Raw genomic sequence first — 25,736 nt, forward strand, 5'->3', positions numbered from 1 at the left:
TGATTGAATGCGCATACGTCATTTTGCCTATGTTTCGCTCATGGCGCTGGCTCTGACCGGCTGCAATGATGCATTGGAATCGGCTCAAGGCATCGACCTTTCAACCGTCAAGAACAAGGTGGAGCAGCCGCTTCCCGCCCGTATTCTTGCCGACATGTCGGCCAAGGGCATGGACCGCAACTCGCCGATCATGATCCGCATCTTCAAGGAAGAAGGTGCGCTGGAAGTCTGGAAGGCAAAGAGGGACAATCGGTTTGAGAAGATCGCCGGCTACAAGATCTGCGCCTGGTCCGGCAAGCTCGGCCCGAAGGTCAAGACCGGCGACCGGCAGGCGCCGGAAGGCTTCTACAACCTCAGCCGCGCCAACCTGAATCCCAATTCCAAATATTACCTGGCGATCAATACCGGTTTTCCGAACCGCTATGATGCCGTCAACGGTCGCACCGGCAGCGACCTGATGATCCACGGCGCCTGCTCGTCGTCGGGCTGCTATTCGATGACCGACCAGCAGGTTCTGGAAATCTACGCCTTTGCCCGTGACGCCTTCAAGGGCGGCCAGGAAAGCGTGCAGCTTCAGGCCTTTCCCTTCCGCATGACCGCCGAGAACATGGTCAAGCACCGTCTCGATACGAACTATGATTTCTGGAAGATGCTGAAGGTCGGCTACGACAATTTCGAAGTCACCAAGCGCCCGCCGGAAGTGAATGTCTGCGAGAAGAAATACGTCTTCAACCAGCAGGCCACCGATGGCGGCAGCTTCAATCCGGCCGGCGCGTGCCCGGCCATGTCGACGCCGCCGGCGCTGACGGCCGCTCTCGCTTCCTACGGTAAGACCTATGATGCCGAATACCAGACGGCCCTGAAAAAATATGACGGCCTTGCCTGGTACGACCCAACCGAAGCCGAGCGTAAGGCTGTCGTCGCCAAGCTGCGCAAGGGCCGTGAACTCGCCTATGCTCCAACCGGCACGTCGCTGGAAGCCGGCCGCATGGTCAAGGTTGCCGAACTCGAAGACATGATGGCCAATCAGGCCGCGAAGAGCGTTGCTGCCAAGACCGCAGCGACTGCGACACCGACGACGCAGGCTCAAGCCACGACCGTCGCTGCAGCGCTGCCGGCCAATATTCCGGTGCCGATGCAGAACCCGCTGGCCTATGCCGCGCCCGAGCCCGCGCCGCAGGAAACCGCCGACGCCACCAAGAAGCCGTTCTGGAAGTTCTGGGCCAGGAACTGATCGGCTTGGACGCCATTCTCTACGATCTGCGCGGGCTGAAATGCCCGCTCCCCGTCATCAAGACGCGCAAGAAGCTGACGGCCATGCCGAGCGGTGCAATGATCCTCGTCGACACCAGCGATCCGCTTGCCGCCATCGACATCCCGCATTTCTGCAATGAAGATGGCCACGAGCTTGTCAGCACGGAAAAGACCGAGCGCGGCCACCGTTTCCTGATCCGCAAGCGTTGATCGTTAGATCCGCATTCCAGGAATGGCGAGCGGGTTATCACTGAGCGCAGCCCGATCGGGCGTATCGATCCGCGGCTTGCCGAGGAAGGCATCGAAGAGATCTTTCACGAAAGCCTCCGGCAGATCCTTGGTGATCAGCACCATGCGCGTGCGCCGGTCCTCAGGATCCGGCCAGGCGGCAAGCCGCACCGGCGGGTGGAAGATGCTCTGAACGCCATGCAGCACCAGCGGGCGCTCCGGCCGGTCTGAGGTGGCAATGATCGCCTTCATGCGCAGAAGCTTTTCCCCATGCGCTGAACGCAGGAGATCGATGAACATTTCGAGCGCCATCGGATCGATCGCCTTCTCCTCGATGATCGAGAAGGAACGGATCGACGCATCGTGACGATTGACGTCGTGCGGGTCCTGATGCTCGTGGCCATGATGGTGGTGGTGATGACCGTGATCATGGTCATGGGGATGATGATGCCCCTCATGCTCATCCTCATCATGCAGCCAGCGGCGGACGTCGGCGATCTTCGTCGCGGGGTCGTAAAGCCCGTTGATGAGCACATGTGCCGTGCCAGCTTCCTCGCTGTCAGCATCCATGAGGGATGCACGCGGATTGAGGCCCCGCAAACGCGCCATCAGCGCATCCGTATCGCCTGCTATGCTCTTCTTTGAGACAATCAACCGGTCGGCGACAGCCGCCTGCTTGCGCGCCTCCTCGTAATTGTCGAGCGTCTGTAGACCGTTCACGGCATCGATGACGGTCACGACGCCGTCGAGCTCGAAATTCTGCGCAATGATTGGATTACCCATGATCGCCAGCATGACGGGAGCCGGATCGGCAAGGCCGGTCGTTTCGATGACCACGCGCCTGACAGGCTTCACACGGCCCGTCTGCACAGCATCCATGAGGTTCGCCAGCGTATCGACCAGTTCGCCGCGCACAGTGCAGCAGAGGCAGCCATCGGAGAGCTCGATGATGGAATCACCGGAGCTTTCGACCAGCAGATGGTCGATGCCGACATCGCCGAATTCATTGATGATGACGGCCGCATCCTTCATGGCAGGATCTTTGAGGATGCGGTTCAGGAGCGTCGATTTACCGGCACCGAGGAAGCCGGTCAGGATGGTGACCGGGATCTTGTCGCTGAACGTGCTCATGATGTTTCCTCAGAAGGATTTCGGCCGCGGGAGCGGAACCGGTACATTGGCGAGCACTTCGACCGCATCGCCCTTGGCAGACTTGTCGTTCTGGGCGACCGGCTGCGGATCCTGGCCCGGAATGAGGCCGGCAAACACGAATTGCGGCTCGTGATCCATCTCGTGGATATAGGGCGACTGCACCTTCATGCGGCCAACTTCGTCGCGCGTCTCGCTGCGTATCTTGGCGCCCTTGGCGCTGCAGATATCGGCCGTGATGTCGTTCACCTGGTCCTGTCCGGGACCGTAAGGCTTCAGCGAGCCCAGCGTATCATTTGCTGCAAACTGCGCGGTGAAGCCCTTCTGCAGCAGGTTGGCGGTAGCATCGGCGCGGGCCGCCAGGCTGTCGGTGCCGAGAACGACGGAAACCAGCGTCCGGCCGTTGCGCGTCGCAGAACCGATCTGATTGAAGCCTGACGCGCAGATGAAGCCGGTCTTCATGCCGTCAGCACCGGCAAAGCGGCCGATGAGCATGTTGATATTCGGGACGTTCTGCTTGCCGTTCGTAAAGCCTTCCAGCGAGAAATAGCCGGCATATTGCGGGAAGTCGCGGCGCAGCGCCACCGTCAGGATCGCAAGGTCGCGGGCCGTCGTATACTGGCCGTTGCCCGGCAGGCCGTTCGGATTGACGAAATGCGAATCCGACATGCCAAGCTTCGCCGCCTCGGAATTCATGCGCACGACAAAAGCTTCCTGAGTGCCGCCGACCGCTTCCGCAACGGCAACGGCGATGTCATTGGCCGACTTCACCATCAGGATCTTCAACGCGCTGTCGAGCGTGAATTTCTGACCCGCCTTGAAGCCCATCTTGGCCGGCGGCGCGGACGCGGCCCGCTTGCTCATGACGACGGGTGTGTCGAGATTGATCTGGCCGGAGCGGATCGCATCGAACACCGTATACACGGTCATCAGCTTGGTCAGCGAAGCCGGATACCACTTGCGGAAAGCTTCCTCATGCTCCAGCACGCGGCCGGTCTGCACGTCGACGAGAATATGCGGGTTGGCCTCGGCAAGTGTAGCGGACGAGACAAGAACCGCTGTTGCTGTCGCTATAAAAGAAAAGGGCCGCAAAGCGGCGAACAAACGATCGTGGCGCGTCGACAAGTGCTCGTCCTTCAGGGAATTATCTCGAAACCTTCCCCTATTTACCCTATATGGCTATGACATGGCAAAGGTCATTGACTAAGTTATTTCCAAGGCATCACGCCCTTGTGATGCTTCAGACAGGCCCCACGCATTTCATTCACAGGAAGCCAAGAATGCCGATTCTGAATAGAGCCGCCGAACTTCAGGACGAAGTCGCAGAGTGGCGCCGCCACATCCATGCGCGGCCGGAACTTCTCTTCGCAGTCGAAAATACGGCCGCCTTCGTTGCTGAAAAGCTTAAGGAATTCGGCGTCGACGAAATCGTCACCGGCATCGGCCGCACCGGCGTCGTCGGCCTCATTAAGGGCAAGGGTGAAGGCAGCCGCACGGTTGGCCTGCGCGCCGATATGGACGCTCTGCCGCTTACCGAAATCACCGGCAAGCCCTGGGCCTCGAAAACACCTGGCAAAATGCATGCCTGCGGCCATGATGGCCACACCGCCATGCTGCTCGGCGCAGCAAAATATCTTGCGGAAACCCGCAACTTCAACGGCAATGTCGCTGTCATCTTCCAGCCGGCCGAAGAAGGCGGCGGTGGCGGCAATCTGATGGTCAAGGACGGCATGATGGAGCGCTTCGGCATCGAAGAGGTCTACGGCATGCACAATCTGCCGGGCCTGCCTGTCGGCCAGTTCGCCACCCGCAAAGGCCCCATCATGGCGGCGACCGACGAGTTCACCGTCACCATTAAAGGCCGCGGCGGCCATGCCGCGCAGCCGCACCGCACGATCGACCCGATCGCGACAGGCGCCCAGATCGTCACGAACCTGCAGATGATCGCCTCACGCAGCGTCGATCCGCTTCGCTCGGTCGTGGTCTCCGTCACCAAGTTCAACGCCGGTTTCGCCCATAACGTCATCCCCAATGACGCAACCATCGCCGGCACGATCCGCACGCTGGACGAAGACGTGCGCGCCCAGGCCGAAGCACGCCTGCGCCAGGTCGTCGAAGGCATCTGCGCTGCCCATGGTGCCGAAGCCGACATCAATTTCCATCGCAACTATCCCGTCACCTTCAACCATGCCGACGAGACGGAACATGCCGTTGCTGTCGCCAGCGACATTGCCGGCGAAGCCAACGTCAATTCCGAAGTCGACCCGATGATGGGCGGCGAAGATTTCTCCTACATGCTGAACGCCCGCCCCGGTGCCTTCATCTTCATCGGCAACGGCGATACCGCCGGTCTGCATAACCCCGCCTACGACTTCAACGATGAGGCAATCGCCCACGGCATTTCCTATTGGGTCCGCCTTGCCGAACAACGTCTCGGCGCCTGAAACGAAACGACATTGGATATACCGAAAAGGCTTGGCTTCGCGCCAAGCCTTTTGTATGCATGGCATCCGAGTGGTCCCGTAGCTCAGCAGGATAGAGCGCTTTTATAAGCATACCGATCGTACCGGATGGCATTCTTATAGCAAAAACAAAAGCTTGACAGTCGGTACGCGTACCGTCAACCAAAAGTGTGGCGAGGCGGGGCTTCTATCGCTATTCGCCCGAGCGAAGCTAAGAATCATCGATGGTTCTTATCCAGCGCACGCCCGCGCCGCTCGTCGATGTCTCTGATACGAACTCAACGTTTTGGACCCTGAGCGCCTCTTCCAGTCGCGCTAGTTTCTTCATGTCGACTGAATCGAAATCGTCCTGCTCAAGCCGGGCGATAAAGTTGCGATCTATGTCGGCAATTTTGGCCAGTTGTGCTTGCGAAAGATTGGCTAATCCCCTTGCTGCCGGTAGCAAGACTCGTTTGAACGGGTCCTTTTTGCCAGGATTTCGCCAGCGGATTCCCGGTCCAAAGCTGCCGCCCGCGTCGGTGAATTCAACGCCCGCCTCTTCGTATTTGTCTTTCAAGAGGAAGGCGAAGCGCGGTGTAAGCTTATAGCGTCGTGCTTCAAGCGTGTAGACCGACCGCTTCTTCAGTTCGAGCACCTCTTCGATGCCGGTCTGGGTATATCCCAACAGGCATCGCGCAGCTCTAAGAAGGTCCGGAAGGCTGTCCATTTACTTGGATGAGCAGCCCTTCCAAGGAAATGTCAATTAAATTGACCGCGCCTCTAAAACGCAATCACAACGGATCGCAATATTTGCAAACAGATCATTTCCTTTGCAAATGGATCGCGAATCAGTTTTGGTGCCCTCCATAAACAGCGGCATAGCCGCCGAATCAGAGAGCATCAGCGATGACTGACAAATGGCTTGGAACTCCGCCCTTCGTAATCCTGCCGCGACTGAGGTTGCTTCTCGCTGACCTCGAACAAGTCGCCACGACTGGCAGCTACCCCACCCCGTCCGACACGGTGAGCATCCGAAATTGCATGATAGTCAGTCGCCCTGTGCCTTGCTTGATGGGCGTGATGAGCGGCCATCCGTCGATCAAAGACGGTCCCGGCGTCACAAGCGAGCTATTTTTTCTCGACCGAGAGCGGAAGCTGGCAAGGACGTTGAGCCGTTGGTACCGATTCGACGACGGCCTCCACTGATCGGACGCGGAGAACATCGATGGACACCGCTCTCCGAAACGATCTCGCCGAGTACATCAGCAAGCTTCAGCGGATCGCGATCCAGCTGACTGGATCGCGATCCGCTCGCCCGTTCAGTACCGGGCGTGACGGTGCCGCCGTCGCGATGAAGTCAGCCCGCCTTTTCCTGGCCTATTGTGCGATGGTGAGCCTGGTTCGGCGTAACATAGAGCCAATCTCTAATCCATTTTGTGTTGCACTTGTCACGGCCCCACCCGGATGGCGGCTAAAGGATGTTCAGGAGGCGGCGGCAATCGCCTTCAAATATGAGAACGTTCGCTTTTGTCAGCATCCGGAGTCCAAGACGAGGCGCGGCTGGGAGATCGACCCTACCGAGCATCTCGCATCAGGGAGCAGATTGATAATCTTCGTTACCGAGGGATCGGCGATTCATGAGGATTTCGAACTTGCGGCAACGGTCCGTGCCCGCCTACGTCTGTGTGAGCCTCACCATCTCCGAGCGCTCGCAAGGCTCCGAGGCTGTGGCGATGTTTCCGACGAACAAGTTGCGCTGATCGCCGAACAACCTTCGGAAAGGATGGACGCCATCTTCCGAATTGGCCAACCCGCCGCGCGGGCTGCGCAAAGACTTCTGAAGGAAAGCAGGCAAAGTCCGCGCCGCAGCGAAGCCAAACAGCTGGATATCTCGAAAGGCTTTGGTGAAGCTTCCGTATGGGCGCTGGACCTGAAGAAAGACCTCCAAGATTGGCGTGATGGAAAGCTCGACTGGTCCGATGTCGATAAAGGATGCTTGTTATATGGCCCGCCAGGCACCGGCAAAACCAGGTTTGCAGCAGCTCTCGCCGCCGAATGCGACATGCATCTGGAAGCCACATCCATTTCGAAGTGGCAGAGCAGCAAGGATGGTCACCTCGGCGACATGTTGCGAGCAATGTACCGATCCTTCGCGACCGCCAAGGAAAATGCGCCTTGCCTACTATTTTTGGACGAATTTGACTCCATTGGGGACCGCAGCAAGTTCGATTCAAGGCACGCGGATTACAGCACCCAGGTCGTCAATGCGTTGCTCGAATGCATCGATGGGATTGGCGGACGTGAGGGCGTCGTTGTCGTTGGCGCTTGCAACCATCCTGAACGAATTGACCCCGCGCTTGTCAGGAGTGGTCGGTTAGAGAAGCACGTTCACTTCCCCATGCCGGACGCGGAAGCCCGGGCCGAAATTCTCGCTTTCCACCTGCCGTCGCTCGCGGACGACGCTTCTCTGAAGGAAATTGCCGCCAGACTGCCAGGGAAGAGTGGTGCTGATCTCGAACGGCTGGCTAGAGAGGCGCGACGAGATGCCCGCCGCGAAAATCGAGACATCACGATTGATGACCTTCGCGGGAAAATCGAGCCGCAGCCTGTTCTGAACGACGGTTATCTGCTGCATGTCGCAATTCACGAAGCGGGTCACGCACTTATCGCCCACGCTTTGCTAGTTGGCAAAGTCGAACGTGTTGAGGTCTTCGACAATGCTCGGAATTTTGCGACCGACCTTGATGCGCATGGGATCACGGCTATCGAGCACCCTCGTCCTCCCTTCAAAACTAAGTGGGACATGATGAACTTGATCGCTATGCACTTGGCTGGAGCTGCCGCCGAAGAAGTGTTTTACGGAGATCGCTCGACCATGGCTTCAGGTTCGAGTCAGAGCGACTTCGCAATAGCAACAGAGCTTGCTGTGGAGATGGTGACGAAATACGGGTTCGGGACATCCCCATATTTTCTCCCGGGTTCCATCGACACGACCAGTCCATCGGAGCTGTGGCAGGACCGCCGACTAAGAGCGGAAGCCGACGAGATTCTGCAGACGGAATACGCCCGGGCGAGAGACATGCTCAGCGGCCTGCAGCACACACTCGTGATGTTCGCCACCGAGTTGGCGAAGCACAAGCGCTTGCAAGGAGATCGACTGGAAAAGCTTTGGCCAGGAGCGATGACCTCGGATCACATCGCGGCAAGAACATGCTGAGCGGCCTTTCCCCTTCATTTCCTTGGGATCGCTGAAGATGATCAATGGGATTACCGATCTGGATGCGCTGGCTGAGGTCAGTCGGGACAATCAGCAAGGCGGCAACGATGCTTGCGCCTGATTTTGACCGCGACCAGTTCATCGGCGACCTCCGCCTAAAGCACGCTCGCATTTTGCCAGCCGACATCGTTTTCAACGTTGAGAATGGTTGGCTTCCGCTCATCGCCGAAAGCCTTGCCGAAATCGAGGCGGCTTTAGACCGCCATGGTTCAGTCGGGCAAGCGACTATTCGGCAGATCAAGGAAAAACTCGGTGATTTGCGGATTTACATCGGTCCAAGCCGTGAAGGGTATCAATTCTCGAAGGAACTTGCCGCAGAGCTAGCGGAAATCCGCATCCGCTCGTGGAATGCAAGCATGGTGACGTGCGAAGTCTGTGGTGACGCAGGAGTGATCGATAGCTTCGACGGCTATTACCAGTGCCTGTGCCCAAAGCATGCCGGGCAGCGCCGCGCATGGATTTCTGGTGGACGTATCGGAGATATTTTCCAGGACTGAAGCTGGGCTCCCGCCATTCGAATCAAGGAACCGTCGCGGAAATTCCGCGCGGCTGTCTCTGTTTGCCCGAATGAAAGGAACGATAATGCGAGCATGGATCGTCAGCGACATCCACTTCTCTGCGGCGGACGCTCTCTGGGGTACCGCCCTTCGTATTCCGGATGCGGATATTTGCATCTGCGCAGGTGACATCTCGGATAACATTTCAACAAGTATCGCCTACCTGCGGCGCGTTATCGAGCCACATATGCCCGTGATTTTGGTCCTCGGGAACCACGACTACTACAACGGGAGCATCGACTTCACGCTTGAAAGAGCACGTCGCGAAATCGATGGCACCCGTATCCATCTTCTCGAAAACGAACGCATCGAAATGGCTGGTTGCCGTTTTATCGGCGCTACCCTTTGGACGGACTTCGCGGTTTCGGTCGGCGACGACGAACACATCCCGCCGGAAGAGCGGCGAGCTATTGCCTTCGGCTTGGTACCGTCTCTGATGGCAGACTTCGCCTGCATCTTCCGATCCGACGAACGGCGTCCGGGTGAAAACGGGTTGGTCACGGTTCAGGAAATCCTTGAGCGCCACATCGCGAGCAGATCATTTATCGAGCGCGAGCTGGAAACACCGTTCGACGGTCGCACGTTCGTTGTAACGCATCACGCGCCACTCGTTCAGAGCTTCGATCCCCGGTTCTATGGCCACATGACCAACGCGGCGTTCGGGAGTGATCTATCCGATCTGATCGCGCGGCGACGACCGTCGGTTTGGATTCACGGCCATATCCATCGGTTCCGAGATTATATGGCTGACAAGACCAGGGTGATTTGCAATCCAAGGGGCTACGGCGGGGAACGCGGTACGGCGGGATTTCGGCCGGATTTCGTCATCGAGCTTTGAGAAGGATTGCGACATGACGGATTTGTGGTTCGAAGTGTCCGAGGGCGCGAGCATGGATCAGGAGAAGGCAACGCTCCTTGAATTCCGTCATCTGCTCGACGAACCAAAGAGCGCAAGGCTGTTCGGAAGCGATCAGCAAATTCTTCTGTTGGCGAAAGCATTGCGCCAGGTCGACCACCTTGTTCGCGGGCGAACGGACGTAAGCTTTCGCTTCAAAAAGATGGTGGATGGGAAAGCTCACAACGGACTTGCGTCTTCCCAAACGGTCGAAATCGAATACTCAATGATTGGGCCATCCTCCTTCAGGACCGCTCTCGATGAGATTATGGCGAAAGCTCGTGAAGAGTGCCTGGCGGCCCGGTCAAAATGAAGCATTCCCTCAAGCAAATGCTGGAAAGGCCGTTGCACTAGTCCTTTGGCGGCTCTTGAGGATACGCCCGCTCAAGAGCGTTTCGGAGCTTTTCGTTGGCTGCATCCTTCCTGCTTTGGGCACGTTCGTTTCGATACGCAGCTTCCCACGCTGTTATTTTTAGGTCGACAGCTGAAGTATTCGGGTCAATCTCCAAAATCTCAGCATACGGGCCAATGACGAACATTTTAAGCTCGCGATGCCGTTCCCTTGCTTCGTCAATAAGCTGATCGTCGCCCTCTCGAATAAAGAACTCAGGTGGCTCGATGGGAGGCGCTGTGCTGAGTAGAGGTCGGCGTCGTACTAAATTTATGGTCTTGAGGTGCTCGAAAGCATAGATCAACAGCAGACATTTCTTTGTCAGCGCTTGACCAGCTCCTGATTGGGAAGATTGGCGTAGATTGAGCTTAGTTATGTGCTCGATGAGATCGTGGACGGGCCGCAAATCAAATGCTCGCATGGAGGCTAAAGCTCTCATCTCCCGTTCCCGCAACGTCATGGATGCGGGTCGTTCACCAACGGCGCTGTCTAGGAGTTCGGCGTAGGCATCAAAATAGCCCATGGCCATTTTCAACTTTGCCACAAGATCGCTCTTGTTGGTCGTTGCTCCACTTCTTGCCGAAAGCCACGCCTTCAGCACTTCTAAGAGTGGATTGGCAATGAAACCAACCCCGACCGCTGATGCGTATGTCAATAGCTCAACCCCGAACTCCTGTGCTTGCCCTGCCATTGCCACGGCCCTCCTCCACAGCGTGCAGCCACTGGCGGAGAGCGTAGCATAAGTTGCGTCATTTGTCGTCGACAAGCGCCTCTTCCCCTTCAACAACCATGTGGACGTCCATGCAAACGGCAATTTCCAGAGCGTTTTCAGTGACTTCGCCTGCGGCATGACCGCCCAAAAGAAATTACCCAGAGACGCGTTAATTGACGATTTCTTCGGGCGTGCAGTTGGGACATGCTGGCAGTTCGAAAGGTCACTACCCCAACTGCTGTGCGATGGACTATAAATGAACGCCCTACTGAAGCCCTTCATCCTTGCGTTGGACACCTCACACCTTGCCGGTTGGATTCGGGATAGTCTTTCACGAAAAAGCGCTGAAAGGCAGCAGGCACGAGGTTTTTCTGAATGGCTGAAGAACCGAGGCGTGCTGCCAATACTCACCCTTCATCACCTTGAGGAACTATGCGCACATGAGGATGCAGGTCTGGTCCAGTCGAGGATCAGATTCCTCCACTCTCTGCCGTTCATCGCCCGGATTGCACATCGCGGTCCGCCAACCGCTCCAGGAGGTGTCACGTCGATGATGGGTGCGGAAGTGCTGGCAGCCTATGCTAACCCAGAATTCGATGCTGTTCGGGTCCGCGACGCTGCCGCTGTGTACCTTATACAAGTGGGGAGTGGCGAGGATTTTCTTGGTCCGGACCCCGATCTCTTGCTTGCTCTGCGGGAAATCTTTCTTGAACGGTCGCGCAACGCGCGTGCCTTGGTGGCCGTCACACGGACAAACGTCGTCGATATCTCAACAAAGCCAATTTCAGAGTTGCTAAACGGTCAGTTCAGGACCGAAGAAGGAGTTCGGCGGCAGCTTGAAGTCATAGAGGGCAGCCTTGCTTTAGATATTCTCCGTCACGGTGACAAGCGCATTGAGGAACCCCGCGCGGTTTCAGCTGGCTTCATCAGGCAGGTAGCTGACGCAATAGACAACCTACCCCAAAGCGCTGCCGCGTTGATCTGGGAAAGTTTGGCTGCTCAGGGGGTGGAGCCATCAGATGTCAGAGCTGATGCCACGGTTGGAGAGGTCTTGGAATATGGTCTGTTCCTCCAACAGATGAGAATCTCGACACAAGATTCGGGCATCCCTTTTCGCGACCTCAAGCGGTCGGTTTCTATGGACCGCGTGCCGTCGTGGATAATCTCTTCGGAATTGCGTCGCCATGGGCCACCCCTCAAGGAGCGCAAAGGCAGCGAATTGAACGACACGCACTTGGCGTGCTTGGCGGCGTATGCAGACCTTACACTTGTGGACAAACGCACCCTGGAGGGATTTCGACGTGCCCGGTGGAAGGTGCCCGGCCTAAACCTCATTTGCGGAGGTGTTGACCGCGCATCGAATTACCATGATGTCTCGGCGTTGGTCGGGCCGTAAGCACGGACGCCGCAATCGCATCCAACATACGTCCGTTTCGATTCAAGGATCAACAGTGTCGAGAAAAAGCCGAAAAGATAAGAACCGAAAGCCCCGTTTCGAGCACCTCTATGGCACAACAGCGGACAATGTGAGTGAAATCGTCGTTCGCGTAAATGAGGCGACCGGCGAGATCGAATTTGGTCAACCCATGGTAAATGTCTATTCCCAGGTCAGCTACGCCCGGCCGAAAGGTGAAAAGGTCCTAACACGCGTCCCGCAGGATTCTGCAGCGCTCAGCTTTGACATCCAGCGTGCCTTGTTGGCCAACTTCGACTACACCGTAGCCGTCGACACCAATAGCCGAACGATAAATGGGCGGACCGTTTCGGTCACTGCAGTCGTTGCATTCGAGGAAGCTTCTCCGCCGCCGGGGGCAAGTGCGTATTGGAAGCTCGCCGTCCCTTTCTGCTGGGAATTTATTGACCTGACGACGGAGAAAATCGAGAATTTCGGATGGTTGGCTGCTTACGAACAGCTCGTCGCAGGAGGTCACATCAGTGCTGGCAATCGGCTCGGGATGATTGTGGATTCCGACCTCGGAAACATACCGAACTTCAACGCCCGTTCAGCCCCTGTCTTTGAGGAAAGTTTTCTGCCGCCCGGAGTTCAGTTGATTTACGCCAGCGCGGACGCTGGGAGCGAGAACGTCGTGAACCGTGTACTTCAGGCAGCGGACGCAATATCCGCCCAAGCTCTCGACGCAATTGCTCGCGGTGACGTGGAATTCAACAGATGCGACAAGCCAACGCAATGGTATGCTGGGCTTCGTATAATCAATCCGATAACTCAGACCTATGAGCTTTGGTTTTAGCAACGCCTCTTCGGTAGCTGTGCAAGGCAGAGAACTGCAAAGCATTGGCTCAAAAGCTCATTTGAATACCGCTTTCGAGACACGCCGCAAGAAAGTGGTAACGGAAGCGATATACAAACCAAACGGGTACCAACAAGCGCAGCAAGCGAAGAAATTTCATTGAGGAAATATGAACAGCTATCAAGAATTGAACAGCTTTATCAGTTTTTGGCAAAAAAGTCCGACGAACCCACGCCGGAATGCGGGTAACACCACCATAATCTATCCCGTGTCCTTGATTTATGAATCGCAGGATCGATCCGTCAAAATGGCGGTTACCACGGAACTGACGGCATACATTGGCAGTGGGCCTGACGATGGCAAACTTAGCCTCAAAGAGACTGATGAGCTTACTTCCGACTCCTACCACCTGGACTTTCTTGCTCGGTTTCAGCGCTTCAAGTTCGTATCATCTTCGAGCAGCCTGGAGGTAACGGGCAATTCGTCGAAGATGGGCGGAGATTATCTCGTAACGATTACTCCCACACTGCAGAAACCCTAAAACACGCGGCGACGCTGAAAAACGCTGATCCGGCCGCTAAGTTCTCTTCGATCCGGAATGCGTTCACGACCGCCAAAGCGGCTTAACCGGTCCGATGTGGTATCTCTTCTCGAACTCACGGAGAACCATTTCGAGCGTCGCCTCGAAGGCACTCTGATTAAACATCATCGTTTTGTTTGCCTCATGAAGATAGCGCCAGTCGATGAAGGCATCCTTGTGCTGATACAGAATGTGACGGATGCTGTAGTCCATGAAAAAACCGTTGGGATGATACGGAACGACGGACCTCTTGAATTCCATATCGAGTTTCTCTTGGCTTTCCGGCTTTAGGCTTTCAAACAGCTTTATCAGGTTGTGCGATTTGGCAATTTTAGGATCGTCGTAGTCGAAAACGAACCATGCTTTCAGTGCCAATTCCATGGAAAGCGCCAAAAGCATGGGTTCGACGCCGATGTGGTTGCTATGTCTCAGGTCCTCATGTTCACCAAATCCCCGCTCTGGAAAGCTCCGAGTCTTTATAAGTATCGCCCTAGCGGCTTCTCCGATTCTGATGGCTGTCGATAGACGCGCACTCATTAAAGGTCCATTAAGTTAAATAAACTGGCCTTGCACCAGACCGGCGACACAAGAAAGTTATCACTTTGGCCAAGTAGCCCGGAGTGAAGCTAGCTGAACCTGCTCTGCCTGCGTGCGCATATTCCTACCCCTGATCATCGCGAATATTGCCACTCCGCCGCAGCCACAGCCCATGTTCTTTGAACGAAGCGGAAAACCGCCGCTGTTGCAAATGACTATAATGCTAAGGGAAAACACGAATGAGGGAATGTTCACCTGGATGAAATCCGTTCGATGAGACCCTAAGCCCACTGCTCGGACTTAATAGCTGCCATCAGTGCCTCCTTCAAACCAGTCACCGTGAGACTTTTTACCCTCTCCCGGCAGTAATAAAGAACGCCCGCGTCAACTTGCACTGCTTCCGCAATGCCAGCGTTTTGACGCAGCTCCAAACGGCTGAGGCTCGCACCGGTTGCCGGGTCTGACAAGCAGACGCTAATGATCCCGCATTGTATCGCCTTCACAATCGGGTCGCCTATCGAGGTTCCACCCACCAAGCCGCTCCTTTCGAAATTTGCCAGGTTATCGAAACTGCGTGAGTCTCAATCTTACAGCGTCGCACGACAACGTTCCGCGAGCCCGGTTGGCAAATTGCGTCACGAGCTGAACGTTATCAAATGCATAACCGCGCAGGTTGTCGATCCGATCAAGCGAAACACGATCATCTTGCACACCGCCCTCGTCGTTGGCTCGAAGCTCAAATTTCTGACCAGTTAATGCGCATCGTCCGTCTTGGCGAACCCAAAGGTCAGCTGCCAAAGAAAGAAGCTCAGCCATGGGCAAGGAGTCCGGATATTCTCGTCCTATCAGCGTCTTCTCAGTTCCTGACATCGTCACCCGACCGACGGCGTTTCGTACAGCTCTGGCGATTTCCCGTTCTTTAGGCGGCTCATCTGCAAGGAGCCGCGAGTGCATGCTTTTTGCGGGGATCGTATCCAGTGGCCCGAGCACTGCCTCGTAATCTGGATACCAAATACAGCGGCGTTGCTCGCCTTTCACATCGGCGATATGGATTTTGCTCAGAACCGACCGACGAGCGTTGAAGGCATCGGGACTTGGCTCGCTCGTATCTTGGTTGACGACCAGCATGGTCAAATCGGGGAAGGCAAGTGGCGCGATGGCGTGAGCATAAACCTCATCCAGCCATCGACCATTCCTCGCGATCCCGTGCCCCCTGAGATCAATCGCGCTCTTATATGTGACGAGACACCTAGACCTCGCGCACCGTGCAAGCAGGATGAGGTCCTTTAAAATCACAGCCGTCCTTCGTTCCAAGTCCTCCTCTGGGAGAGCTGGATGAACCACCTGAACGGAGGCCCTGATGATTGCTGAATTCGCGGGGATGGTGCTCATGCTGTGCATCCGAATTGAAATTAAGGAGTATGTGCCAACCAGTTTCAACCATTGTCTGACCTAGAACGCCTTGCGCGGACCGCGTGCCTCCGGCTGCTGGCCTCCTCCGGTCGCTGAATCAGGTTCCAGAAGTGGAGCCGTTAAATCCGGTCCGACAACAACTGCCACCGCCTCGGCGACAGGTCAGGTGATTTTCGTCATCTCGCTGAGATAGCAGGGAACGACATCGCGACGCGACGCTTCAGTCTCTTCGCTTCATTACTGAGGACCGCTTGTATTGGATCATTAACGGAACCCCGTGCGCGAGAAATTCCACGTCGTATCCGAGGTCAGCCTCCTCCACCTGCATCGGAAAATTGGGAACGGCCAGCCCCCCCAAGATATCTTCGAGGTGTCGGGTAACAGCGTAGCCGAAGGTGAACTCCGAAAGTCAGGTGAGGCCATGAGTTTAAACTGCCAATGTCTGGTTGACGCCGGAACGTTGCCCGCATCTACACACTAGAAGTTTACAGCAACCTAAACCTTTAGATGTATTTTCATATATCCGCAGCGTTCGAACGCTTACAAATGATTTCGTTCGGGTATCTTCCAAAACTCGTAGAGTCTATCAAACCAGATTCGAGTCCCCGACATGGTACCTTTCCCCGGAAAGAACCGAGATGACGCGGACTGCATCCTGGACATTCAAGTTGCTTCGCCGTCGGATTTCCGCCTTTTCAGCAGAGAATTTCGGATCGCTGCAGTCTTAGCCTCTAACTCGCTCGGCTCTTGAGCGGCGACTTGGTCGCTCAAGTCCACGGACATTGACCAATGGACTGAAGCGCCGGAGGCCCGGCGCTTCAGAGTTCAAATTACGATGGAGATAATTAAAAGTATCAGGCTGATGATACCAGCCAGATTACTGAGGTTTTCGATCCAATGCCAAAAACCTTTCATCGTGCGGTCCTCTTAATGGAACACCAAGAGGTCGATGAGCTATGTTCATACGTTTAGGCCTCTCGGTCAAACGCAGCGAATTTTCCCGAATGTCCCTGCCACAGCATTCACGTGACGTGTACGGTCTCTCTTAGACTCAACGTCACGCCAAACCAAGCCTCATGCTCTCGTTCCGGGTAAGTTAGATTTGGTATCCTACTATCTGGGTGTCAAGGGAAGCTAAGGCTGAATATTGGCGGTCTTCGGGACAGTCCACATGCATTCTTGCCCAAAGGCCCGTTGGATTGGTATTCATCGTTCCCAACGAGGATATAGGACTGAATGTGCGCAAAAATAACCCTCGGCTTATCGCGAGCATTCGCCGAGGCGCTCGCTCTTAGAGTTACCGCTGCGCCGTCTCAAAGATGATCGGGGTCGATGCACTACGTCCTAGCGCCTTTGACCAACGGAAAACCCCTAGTTGGTCAGCCTCGGAAATAACGGCAGCCAAGTTACCTTATCCCCTTGCCGTCCACGGGAATGAAGAATGGGCAGAGAGTTATTTGGGCAGTTAGCTGGGAAAACCGCAAGGATGCCCATATTTCCGAACCCAAGAGGATTGCTCCTGTAAATATAGGCCCCAAGGTCTCGGGCCAACGACTTTGCTCTGTCACGCTCACTTTCGCTGCGCCAGATCACGTTGGTATCACTGAAGGCATATTTGTCGTCTGGCAGTAGTTCGCAATACCGTAGATCGCCATTCAACCAGTTCAGTTCCGAAAACGCTTCACGGACGGCAGAGTCACCTTCTGCAGTCGCGACCATCGTCAGAACCATAACCGGTACGTCCAAACCCTCAAGAGTAGACTTGTTTTCATTGGCAAATGAGATGAGATTTCCACGTACCGATCCACCGGTAGCGATGAGATCGTCTACAATGACCAAAACCGCCGGTCTGCCGTTCTTGTCGATGTGCTTTCGCACGCCCTCGGCGAAGTTGGCCGGTGATATAATGCACCGAACATTGAGGTTGTTTTCCTCGGCGTAGCGAGATGCATAATACTGCCCGCTTTTGCCCTCTCCATCCAGGTAGGTGATCAGCACATCCATACGTCGCTCGGACCGCTTCGTCTGAATAAACTGTGGGAGTATCGGCCGCACCATGTTGTGCAAGGTGCGCAAACGCTCCCGAATTTCGGACTCATTGTAGAAATTGACCGCATTCAATATCTTGAATAGCAGTCGCTGATCCTGGTGCGTTTTAACCTGTTCCAACCACGCGCGAACATCATCGGTCCCGATCTGGCGTCCCTGATAAGTCGGCCACTTCTTCACCAACGCGGCAATCTCATCGGATGTGACGTAAGCAGCATCCTCGGCTTGAAGGACTGTCGCAGCAAGCTCCTCGCCCAGAGCGTCCGCGAGAAGTCGATTAATGCCGATCTCGGTGAGCCATGATCTGAAGATCGGAAGTATGAAATCATAATTCCGATTGTGTTCACGAAGGATGCCGCGCTTTACGAAATCATTCAGTACGGGCGGGACTTCATTGTCGGCAAGAATGATGCCGTCGCGGCCTGCAAGTATGTTAGCAAGGTTGACATTGCCGCCACGACGAACAGCGCGACCGAGTGCAATCAGCGTTCTGGACCGCCTGAGCACGTCCGGTTCGCGCTCCGCCGGGGGCTTGTGGATTCCATCCATCCACAAATGGGCAAACGAATTCACGTCGAACGTTTGGATGTTCGAGGCCAGGCTGTCCCGTACCTCCTGTAAGGTGACGTCTGCGTCGCGTCCTTTAACCGCGTTTTGAAAAACGCTCGAACACACGATCTTCGCAAAGTAAGGATTGCCGTTGGTCAGATTGAAAATCTCTGAGATCGCATCTTCATGCCAATAAATGGAATCTTCCGTGGGTTTTCTGACCAGCGTTTTGAAGTCGTCCCACTCTCTGTCTCGACTGAAATAATCCAATCGGAAAGGTATCAGCTTATTGAGCTTCTGCCCTTGCCTGTCCATGATAAACGGCATGTTCTCGCCACCGACCAGAACCAAGCATAGATTTTCGCAAGTCGTCAGCGCCCTTAAATTTGCGAAGAACGTTTCCGCCAGATTTCCTTGCTGGTAAAGCTCTGGGTGAATTTCATCGAACTCATCAAGGATCAGAACATACTTTAGATCGGGCCGAACTTCGTATGCCAAATCAGCCAGTTCGGTTAGAGGCGCGAGCGAGCCATTAAACTCCAGCTCGGGAATGTCAACGTCGCGAGGCAGTGTCTGCTTGATAAACTTTGCGACTCTGTCCCCAAGAGCGTGCATGGAAGCGCGAGGATCATCATGGGCGATTTTTCCCCATAGAAGGTATTGTACCTGTATGGATGAAGGAGAATGCGTTTTTGCGAATTCAGCAGCTGCGAGCGCCAGGGACGTTTTACCAATCCGCTTCTGGCCGCTCACGTAAAAGGGCTCCATCGGCTGTCGGAGCATTCGGTTCCCAAGTGCTTTGACCTGATCAGCCCGGCCCACAAAGGCCTCGCCTTTCGCGACGTCTGTACTATATGGGTGGAGATACTCCAGAGCCGCCCAATCCACGTTCGCACTTTGAGCATTAACCTCAATCAGGAAGATCGCTTCACAGCTCTCCGAATGTCCAGCCTCATCCCACGTCACAGTCACCATCAGTTCAGCTTCCGTGCTTGCTGAAAGGACTTTTGCGACGAAAACTGCCGCAAAATCGCCAGGAGCGACGTTGCCGAGGGCTAACAGCCCGTTTTCAATGTGCAACTGATTGCTGTTATAATCGGCGCGAACATTGACATTCAGTGCGACGCCTGGTCCGGCACTTCGAAGCGGAATGACGAGCGAAATATCTCTTCCCACATCGTGCAGCGGATACCTCTTCTGGAGAGCCGAGCCGCTGACTGTACGCACGGAAACATTTGTCTTCGCCCTCCCCCGTGTCGAGCTGATGATCTTCTCGATGGCGTTAGATGCAGCCGTCACAAATGGCTCGAAGAACTGTCGGACAAGGAACGAGGAGCTTTGTTCGACATAGGTACGTTGGTCCCGAATGTAGCTTTCCGCGTCGGCGAGATCATCCCAGAAGGTTTCAGTTTCCTTGGAAAGGCGGGTGATCTTCTTTATCACGACATCGACGCGCGTCCGTACTTGCTGCACATCGAACGGGCCGCAATACGCTTTGACCACGCCGTTGTTCAGCGCACTCAAAATTTGCTGCCTTGAGGCAACGATCCCGTCGATATCGCTGGCCACCGCTGCGAGTGGGCTCAAAAGGCTGATGATGCGGGCGTGAGCCCCGGCTAGAAGCGCAAGTTTGTCATGAGTCTGGCGCTTGTCTGTTGAACCCGTGAACTGTGCGACTTCCGGCAAATTTCTTTCGCAAATCTCGACGATGAACCGCTGATCACATTCCAAGTCTGCATGATCCAGTAGCCCATCCACGCTGAGGGCGTGTATCAACACTGCAGCCTCTGCCAAACAAGGCGAACGGTCTTTCGAAAGCTGCTCGACCGCTTTGCCGAAAGTGGTGGCATCCGCGTCGGCACGAGACATCATGATTGTCCGCAGAGTTATTGCCACCTCATCGCGCCATGATGGAAGCGAGCGATCCTTCTGCACGGCGGCTTCGAAGCGATCAACACATTCAGCGTGTGACGCGTTTTTGCTTTCGGCTGAAGTCACAATTCCGCTGACGTCACTCAATCAATCCTCCACTATGCGAATCGCATCACGCACGCATCACGGGTATATTAGCTAGCAGGAGCGCCAAGTTAAAGTGGTGGGCAAGCTCGGTCTCTAGCAAGTAAGACTTGTTTGGGGCGAGTACGACGCTTAGACGATTTATCAACGTGCTAATCACGGAATTGAGCAATGAGCAGGTTCCTAAGTCCCTCCGAGATGATGCGGTCTAAGCGGCCTTATTTATACTCCGACAGCGAGAAGATCGAAGTTTACAGGCTAACCGAGTCTGAGCTTAGTCACCATTTAGAAACGCTCACGGACCGCAACCAACACAAAGACTTTGAGAATTTTTGCCGAAAGCTGTGCGAGCGCGAGATTTCACCGAATTTAAGGCCGCCCACCGGACCCGAAGGAGGTGGCGACGGCAAGATTGATACGGATACCTACCCTGTAACGGCACCTATTACAGAACGTTGGTTTGTCGGCGACGGCAGGAGCCGCGAAGAGCATTGGGCGTTTGCTTTCAGCACGAAAAAGACGTGGGCAGCCAAAATTCGGTCCGACGTCGAGAGCATCTCCGGCACGGGTAGACACTACGACCGGATCATTTGTGTAACAAGCCGCGCTGCTCGCCAGCGCGACAGGCTCGCACTTGAAGAGGAGTTGAAAAAATCGTTCGGGTTTCCGATTACGATCTTCGACCGGGAATGGATTATTGATCGCGTTTTCACGCACTCCCACAAGGACCTTGCGTTCCAATATTTGCATGCTGGGTCTCATGCCCCCAATGAGATTCGCATTGGCCCCAACGATTTCAGAAGGCAGCAAGCTCTTGAGGTAGTTGAGAACCGTCTCAGTAAGATCGGCAATGCACCTGATGATCTCACTCAGGTCGTTTCGGATAGCTTTGAAGCCGCCCGTCTCTCTCGGGAACTGGAACGCCCAAGATACGAAACGGAGGGGCGCTTTCAACGGGCAATCAATCTCGCAAAAAAATACGGAAGCACATCTCAAGAACTTCGCGCAACATATGAGGACGCATGGACACAATTCTGGTGGTTTGACGACGCGGACGCCATGCAAGAGCGATACGATGCCGTCGAGGAGCTTGCGTTTCCGACAGACCTTTCGGAGCACATAAGCAATCTTTGCAATCTCCTGCAGATCATGGCGGGAAGAATTGCACAAGGTCTCGAAACTGATGACCAGATGTCCTTCACCGAGCGTGCCGCTCGACTGAAATCAAAGCTCTCAGAACTCGCCCTGGACACCAAGCGGCCCAACAACGCGCTACACGCCAAGACTCTACTTATCTTCATGGAGCTAAGTCATTGCTTGGCTAAGGGCGAAGCAGACCTAGACGCGACCTGGAAAGAGCTTTCCCAGATCATCGACAAGTCCGCCGGGCTCAGTGAGTATCCTGCTGAGATGTTGGACACAATGGTGTCGGCGTTCTCTGAGTTCGCGCCCGACAGCGATGCATTTGACGACCTTATCGAGAAGCTCGCGGAATTCATGGCGGAGCGAAACAAAGAGGTCACTGCCGGAGACCTATACGTCCAACAGGGCGAGCGCAAGTTAAAGGCCGAAAAGCCGATTGATGCGATCAAATGGCTGGGTCGGGCAGCCGTCAATTATGCCAAAGATGAAAGTCGAGAAAAACAAGCGCAAGCTTTGTACTATCTCTCCGTGGCGTATCAAGGGGCGAGCCTACTTTGGGCCGCTAGAGCGACCGCCTTCGCGGCTCTTATTCAATATTTCGCTCTATCTGAGCGAGAAGGCGAACTTCGCGTCGAAGCCGTGCCGACACTCAATTTGCTGGCCAGCGTATCTCTTCGGCTAGGCCACCTTGCCGATTTCCTGGACACAATACAATTCCTTCGGTCTTTTGAACGGGTGATGCCGTTGGACGAAGAGAGCAAGAAGCGCCTTCACGACCAGCTCGTCGAGTTCGATAATTTGCTTGCATGCTTTATCGTGTCCAAGGCTGACGACGAGATCGCAAGATTGACGGAGCTTCCAGACATCCTTGAGAACCTAGACCTTTTTACAGCGAGGTTCGTCCTACTTTATCGTCTTGGCTACCAAGACCTTTTGTACACGGATGGGTCTGTCCCGCCAGAGACGCCCGTCGAAGAAGTTTCCGGGATTATGCGGGCTATGGCAGCCCAACCGGCAACCCATAGCCTGCCGCAACAAAGTGTCATTCTTGACCGTGATTTCTGTGGTGTGAGGACTAGGGTGCTGGGAGTGCAAGTCGAGGTTCGTGTCGGGAATTCCGAAGACGGGTTTCTCGCAGCTGAAACCTATGCGGCTGCCCTTGAGGGATTTGCCGCCACGCTTTTGAACATTCGAGTATTTCCCCACACCGAGAAGCTGACGATAAATATTTTGGACGCTTCCAGCTCCGATGTCCCTATAGTCAACGTTGACGACGCGAAGCCAATTATCGAAGTTGCTACTCCAAAAGAATGGCAACTTACTGACATTGCGTACGTGGGTCAGTACAATAGCCATTTGATGGAGACGATGGGCATTGTTCTGGATCATATTGCGATCTTGCCCGATTCCGAGACTGTTATCGATATTCTCACCACGGAACGTGTATTCGAGAGAGCGACGCTATTTTGTCGAATCGGCTTATCGAGGCAACGAACTTTTGGAAGCGCAATCGGCGTTTTCGCGAATCTCCGGCATCTCGTTACTCGAAACTATCCGCCCCAAACCGAGCGACCGCCCGTTCCCATCGCTGACCAGCTTCCTTACGATGATGGCACCCAAATCGTCGGTGAGCGAAGTGTCCGTGATTTGGATAGGCACGATGATATCGTTATTCGTTCCATCGTCGATGGTCGCCTGTGGGACGCAGCCAAGTGGCGCGGCATGATGTTCGGGCATTCGCCAGGCTTGCCTCCCCTCGTTGGCTTGATTTTCGAAGATGGAGGAAAAGCTGAGGCGATCCTCCAAAGTTGGCTAGATCGTTTTGGACCCACCGACACCGATGACCTGATACGGCTCTCTGTGATACGCGGGATAGACCGCCATAACCCCCATCATTATCGGGGACACATCACCCATAATATTGACCCATCAAAGGGAGACCGGCTCAAGCCAATCATCAATACGTCACGAATGATGACAATGACACCGGAAAACTCGACTAACCTTGAGACCTTTCTAAGCCTGTACAACATGTGGGGGCATTACTACCTAACTGCGGCCTCCGTTGGCAGTTCAGGTGTACCCGAACTTCGGGTCGACTTGGCGATTGTGAAAAACAAGTTTTACGTCCGGGATGCATGGACGGTTGGTGAGCACGATATCGATGCGATGGCTATTCGCCCCGATGACAATGTCATCATCCCTGCAAACGAAATCGATCCCCCCGTCAGGAGGTTGCAGGAGCTTCGAAGAAATCCTCGAAAATAAGAAGATTCCTCGGGATAGCTCCCCGCAACCTTAGATTTGGCTCCGCGCGAAAGGCTGCGATGTGCAACGAGTCGGTTCGCCTGGCACACACCAACACCGCGCCCGGAGCGAGGCTCTATGCGCTAGGCGAGGAGCAATCAAAGGGAAAGAGCGGTTCGCGTCGCTAGTACAGTGGCAACCCCTTACTTACCTCCATGAGGAAGGCAAGCTCACGCGATGGAGCTTTCAATTCCGCTTCCGCAAGTGCGATCCTAGCGTCAGCAAGCTTAAACAGTCGTCCGAACACGTTATCGAAATCCAGTCTCAGAATATCACTAACAATACCAATCGGCGTGGTGACACAAATCTCCAACACACTCTTTTGGCATTTGATGTTCTGAAGCTTCATGTACTGCTTGTAGTCTTCTAGTTGAGCAGAGAATTCATCTCTGATGGACGCATCCGGTAAACCATCGATCTTTCTGCACCAATTTCGAAGTGGAGCCCTTTTTGCCATAAGGGTTTCATCACTCCGCAATGCGATAATGTCCTGGAACGGCATATCCCAGACCGGTACCGGAAACTCTTCTACAATTATCCTCATCGCGCTAGCACCAGGAATGGTATGTGCTACGTTGAAAAAAGACCTTTCAAGACAAGTTGCATTGGTAGAGCAAAAATCAGCCAATACGGCTGCTTCCCACCGCGCGGCCACGGCTCGAAACCGTTCTTCATCGAACTCGTCCGTTGCCGCTGCTTCATCAAGGACTTTTTCACGTGCAAACAACAGAGACTGACTGTCTTCCGACAACTCAATGTCATTGATCTCTCTGTAAATACAACGGGGATATTGATCGATCAGTCGCTCATCCAAAAGCCATTGATAAGTGTCCGCCAGATCAGTTGTTTCCGCATTGTATATTAGCGAGCCGACCTCATCCACGAATATTTTGTCGTACATCAAAAGATACGGCTTTAGCCAGTCCCCGCTATTGTGCTTCTTTTCTCGATTTGTATATGCGGACGCGCAGCAAACATGGTTTGCGGGAGTCAAGTCGATGTAATCTCGCCAGAACTGAAGAACATCCTCCATATTCTTACCCTCGCTGCAGGCAATTATCTTAACGCATTACTTAATTCCGTGCAAAACCCCCAGACGAAAACATTACTCAAGGCTGTCGCCTACAGAACTCGCTGAACGCAAGGAGAATGTGCTCGTGCACAGTGACCCGCCATTTCTCGATCAGATTTGACCTCGACCATCGTCTGCCATAGTTGATGACAGAGACATCGCCAAACCCGACAGCTCTCTTCCAATCGACAACATGACAAGATGAGGCAAAGTGCGGGCACCTGTGCGCGACTTTAGCTTTTCAAAACGATGCTCTACGGTTCGATGAGAAAGACCAACTCGTATAGCGATTTCCTTTAGTTGGCATCCTTCACCGAGCATTTGCAGTAGGGTGCGGTCCAATGCGTCAATTCTCGGATTGGTATCGCAGACGTGCAGCAGGAAGCCTATCTCAACGTAGGCGATGCACCAGTCAGAGGTTCGCTGAGCCTTATGCGGCAAAACCAGCCACTCCGACGGGATTAACAGCCCGTCTGCCTCTATCAATTTACGCGACGATATTGGGCGTTTGAGTTGCCACGCATCTTGGCACGCCGAAACCACCTCCCGTCGCAGGAACACCTCGCCCGGGAATTTGATATCGGTATTGATCTTGTATGGGCCGACGATCTCTAAATCGCCATCGCGTCGAAAGACGCCGATCAAGGAATTTGCTGGGCGATTTCGTGTGATTTTTCCGTAGATGCCTTCAGCGGTTTCGCCCTCATAAATGATCCAAGCATCCAATAGCTCACGAAATTCCGACCTCTCGTGCCGCATCACGGGAAGCACTTCCTCGGCGAAAACGACCGTTTTTGTCATCCCCAAGGCGTCGTCGTTGTTGGGTGCAAATTTCCTTGCCACGCTCAATTCCTGATCAGCCCACAGCCGAGCGGCGGAAACGGTGGTTTTTGTCAACGGCGAGAAGTGGCAAGGAA

At 54.7% G+C, this 25,736-nt stretch carries 20 protein-coding genes; 11 read left to right on the forward strand and 9 right to left on the reverse strand.

The window, feature by feature from the left end; all coding sequences use genetic code 11:
• Nucleotides 1–7: 7 nt before the first annotated feature.
• A complete protein-coding gene (locus FHT87_RS28700) occupies nucleotides 8–1,234 on the forward strand; it encodes a murein L,D-transpeptidase family protein (RefSeq protein WP_183806027.1) in 1,227 nt (408 codons plus the stop codon).
• Nucleotides 1,235–1,239: 5 nt separating this feature from the next.
• Nucleotides 1,240–1,464, forward strand: coding sequence for a sulfurtransferase TusA family protein (locus FHT87_RS28705; protein ID WP_183734317.1), 225 nt, complete (start codon nucleotides 1,240–1,242; stop codon nucleotides 1,462–1,464).
• Nucleotides 1,465–1,467: 3 nt separating this feature from the next.
• Here FHT87_RS28705 and FHT87_RS28710 read toward each other — a convergent pair whose 3' ends face one another.
• On the reverse strand, nucleotides 1,468–2,613 hold the full coding sequence (locus FHT87_RS28710; RefSeq protein WP_183806029.1) for a GTP-binding protein: 1,146 nt from the start codon (nucleotides 2,611–2,613) through the stop codon (nucleotides 1,468–1,470).
• Between the two features lie 9 nt (nucleotides 2,614–2,622).
• Nucleotides 2,623–3,756 (reverse strand): D-alanyl-D-alanine carboxypeptidase family protein, encoded by a 1,134-nt coding sequence (locus tag FHT87_RS28715; RefSeq protein WP_183806030.1) that lies wholly within the window; start codon nucleotides 3,754–3,756, stop codon nucleotides 2,623–2,625.
• A gap of 155 nt (nucleotides 3,757–3,911) precedes the next feature.
• On the opposite strand from FHT87_RS28715, the gene FHT87_RS28720 reads away from it, so the two are divergent.
• A complete protein-coding gene (locus FHT87_RS28720) occupies nucleotides 3,912–5,075 on the forward strand; it encodes a M20 aminoacylase family protein (protein WP_183806032.1) in 1,164 nt (387 codons plus the stop codon).
• A gap of 229 nt (nucleotides 5,076–5,304) precedes the next feature.
• Here FHT87_RS28720 and FHT87_RS28725 read toward each other — a convergent pair whose 3' ends face one another.
• Nucleotides 5,305–5,757: a helix-turn-helix transcriptional regulator gene (locus FHT87_RS28725; RefSeq protein ID WP_183806034.1), complete on the reverse strand. Its 453-nt coding sequence runs from the start codon at nucleotides 5,755–5,757 to the stop codon at nucleotides 5,305–5,307.
• Nucleotides 5,758–6,297: 540 nt separating this feature from the next.
• On the opposite strand from FHT87_RS28725, the gene FHT87_RS28730 reads away from it, so the two are divergent.
• The 4 genes from FHT87_RS28730 (at nucleotide 6,298) to FHT87_RS28745 (ending at nucleotide 10,114) form a co-directional block, all read left to right on the forward strand.
• Nucleotides 6,298–8,289 (forward strand): AAA family ATPase, encoded by a 1,992-nt coding sequence (locus FHT87_RS28730; RefSeq protein ID WP_183806036.1) that lies wholly within the window; start codon nucleotides 6,298–6,300, stop codon nucleotides 8,287–8,289.
• A 44-nt stretch (nucleotides 8,290–8,333) separates the two neighbouring features.
• Nucleotides 8,334–8,846, forward strand: a complete 513-nt coding sequence (locus tag FHT87_RS28735) for a hypothetical protein (protein WP_183806038.1) — start codon at nucleotides 8,334–8,336, stop codon at nucleotides 8,844–8,846.
• An 85-nt stretch (nucleotides 8,847–8,931) separates the two neighbouring features.
• Entirely contained in the window at nucleotides 8,932–9,744 is an 813-nt protein-coding gene (locus FHT87_RS28740; RefSeq protein WP_183806039.1) for a metallophosphoesterase, read from the forward strand.
• A 13-nt stretch (nucleotides 9,745–9,757) separates the two neighbouring features.
• On the forward strand, nucleotides 9,758–10,114 hold the full coding sequence (locus FHT87_RS28745; protein WP_183806041.1) for a hypothetical protein: 357 nt from the start codon (nucleotides 9,758–9,760) through the stop codon (nucleotides 10,112–10,114).
• Between the two features lie 37 nt (nucleotides 10,115–10,151).
• Here the strand turns inward: FHT87_RS28745 and FHT87_RS28750 are convergent, their stop codons facing one another.
• Nucleotides 10,152–10,883 (reverse strand): hypothetical protein, encoded by a 732-nt coding sequence (locus FHT87_RS28750; protein ID WP_183806043.1) that lies wholly within the window; start codon nucleotides 10,881–10,883, stop codon nucleotides 10,152–10,154.
• Nucleotides 10,884–11,160: 277 nt separating this feature from the next.
• On the opposite strand from FHT87_RS28750, the gene FHT87_RS28755 reads away from it, so the two are divergent.
• The 3 genes from FHT87_RS28755 (at nucleotide 11,161) to FHT87_RS28765 (ending at nucleotide 13,694) form a co-directional block, all read left to right on the forward strand.
• Nucleotides 11,161–12,300, forward strand: a complete 1,140-nt coding sequence (locus FHT87_RS28755; protein ID WP_183806045.1) for a hypothetical protein — start codon at nucleotides 11,161–11,163, stop codon at nucleotides 12,298–12,300.
• A 55-nt stretch (nucleotides 12,301–12,355) separates the two neighbouring features.
• A complete protein-coding gene (locus FHT87_RS28760) occupies nucleotides 12,356–13,153 on the forward strand; it encodes a hypothetical protein (protein WP_183806047.1) in 798 nt (265 codons plus the stop codon).
• Between the two features lie 169 nt (nucleotides 13,154–13,322).
• Nucleotides 13,323–13,694, forward strand: coding sequence for a hypothetical protein (locus tag FHT87_RS28765; RefSeq protein ID WP_183806049.1), 372 nt, complete (start codon nucleotides 13,323–13,325; stop codon nucleotides 13,692–13,694).
• A gap of 63 nt (nucleotides 13,695–13,757) precedes the next feature.
• Here FHT87_RS28765 and FHT87_RS28770 read toward each other — a convergent pair whose 3' ends face one another.
• The 3 genes from FHT87_RS28770 to FHT87_RS28780 all read right to left on the reverse strand — a co-directional run bounded on the left by FHT87_RS28770 (nucleotide 13,758) and on the right by FHT87_RS28780 (nucleotide 20,300).
• Nucleotides 13,758–14,114, reverse strand: a complete 357-nt coding sequence (locus FHT87_RS28770; RefSeq protein WP_246699682.1) for a hypothetical protein — start codon at nucleotides 14,112–14,114, stop codon at nucleotides 13,758–13,760.
• Between the two features lie 717 nt (nucleotides 14,115–14,831).
• Entirely contained in the window at nucleotides 14,832–15,662 is an 831-nt protein-coding gene (locus FHT87_RS28775) for a hypothetical protein (protein WP_183806053.1), read from the reverse strand.
• A 1,392-nt stretch (nucleotides 15,663–17,054) separates the two neighbouring features.
• Nucleotides 17,055–20,300, reverse strand: coding sequence for an ATP-binding protein (locus FHT87_RS28780; protein WP_183806055.1), 3,246 nt, complete (start codon nucleotides 20,298–20,300; stop codon nucleotides 17,055–17,057).
• 168 nt (nucleotides 20,301–20,468) lie between these two features.
• On the opposite strand from FHT87_RS28780, the gene FHT87_RS28785 reads away from it, so the two are divergent.
• Complete coding sequence (locus FHT87_RS28785; protein ID WP_183806057.1) at nucleotides 20,469–23,708, forward strand: hypothetical protein; 3,240 nt, start codon at nucleotides 20,469–20,471, stop codon at nucleotides 23,706–23,708.
• 163 nt (nucleotides 23,709–23,871) lie between these two features.
• Here the strand turns inward: FHT87_RS28785 and FHT87_RS28790 are convergent, their stop codons facing one another.
• Both FHT87_RS28790 and FHT87_RS28795 read right to left on the reverse strand, forming a co-directional pair.
• Nucleotides 23,872–24,780: a hypothetical protein gene (locus FHT87_RS28790; RefSeq protein ID WP_183806058.1), complete on the reverse strand. Its 909-nt coding sequence runs from the start codon at nucleotides 24,778–24,780 to the stop codon at nucleotides 23,872–23,874.
• Nucleotides 24,781–24,930: 150 nt separating this feature from the next.
• On the reverse strand, nucleotides 24,931–25,662 hold the full coding sequence (locus FHT87_RS28795; protein WP_183806059.1) for a hypothetical protein: 732 nt from the start codon (nucleotides 25,660–25,662) through the stop codon (nucleotides 24,931–24,933).
• Nucleotides 25,663–25,736: the final 74 nt, after the last annotated feature.

It is taken from the genome of Rhizobium sp. BK316 (genome assembly GCF_014193695.1).
GTDB lineage: Bacteria > Pseudomonadota > Alphaproteobacteria > Rhizobiales > Rhizobiaceae > Rhizobium.

Excerpts from the sequence above, each read along its gene's own strand:
- FHT87_RS28700 (WP_183806027.1), top strand. The coding sequence starts at position 8 with ATGCGCATACGTCATTTTGCCTATGTTTCGCTCATGGCGCTGGCTCTG.
- FHT87_RS28710 (WP_183806029.1), bottom strand. The coding sequence starts at position 2,613 with ATGAGCACGTTCAGCGACAAGATCCCGGTCACCATCCTGACCGGCTTC.
- FHT87_RS28720 (WP_183806032.1), top strand. The coding sequence starts at position 3,912 with ATGCCGATTCTGAATAGAGCCGCCGAACTTCAGGACGAAGTCGCAGAG.
- FHT87_RS28730 (WP_183806036.1), top strand. The coding sequence starts at position 6,298 with ATGGACACCGCTCTCCGAAACGATCTCGCCGAGTACATCAGCAAGCTT.
- FHT87_RS28735 (WP_183806038.1), top strand. The coding sequence starts at position 8,334 with ATGGGATTACCGATCTGGATGCGCTGGCTGAGGTCAGTCGGGACAATC.
- FHT87_RS28740 (WP_183806039.1), top strand. The coding sequence starts at position 8,932 with ATGCGAGCATGGATCGTCAGCGACATCCACTTCTCTGCGGCGGACGCT.
- FHT87_RS28745 (WP_183806041.1), top strand. The coding sequence starts at position 9,758 with ATGACGGATTTGTGGTTCGAAGTGTCCGAGGGCGCGAGCATGGATCAG.
- FHT87_RS28750 (WP_183806043.1), bottom strand. The coding sequence starts at position 10,883 with ATGGCAGGGCAAGCACAGGAGTTCGGGGTTGAGCTATTGACATACGCA.
- FHT87_RS28755 (WP_183806045.1), top strand. The coding sequence starts at position 11,161 with ATGAACGCCCTACTGAAGCCCTTCATCCTTGCGTTGGACACCTCACAC.
- FHT87_RS28765 (WP_183806049.1), top strand. The coding sequence starts at position 13,323 with ATGAACAGCTATCAAGAATTGAACAGCTTTATCAGTTTTTGGCAAAAA.
- FHT87_RS28770 (WP_246699682.1), bottom strand. The coding sequence starts at position 14,114 with ATGGAATTGGCACTGAAAGCATGGTTCGTTTTCGACTACGACGATCCT.
- FHT87_RS28775 (WP_183806053.1), bottom strand. The coding sequence starts at position 15,662 with ATGAGCACCATCCCCGCGAATTCAGCAATCATCAGGGCCTCCGTTCAG.
- FHT87_RS28785 (WP_183806057.1), top strand. The coding sequence starts at position 20,469 with ATGAGCAGGTTCCTAAGTCCCTCCGAGATGATGCGGTCTAAGCGGCCT.
- FHT87_RS28790 (WP_183806058.1), bottom strand. The coding sequence starts at position 24,780 with ATGGAGGATGTTCTTCAGTTCTGGCGAGATTACATCGACTTGACTCCC.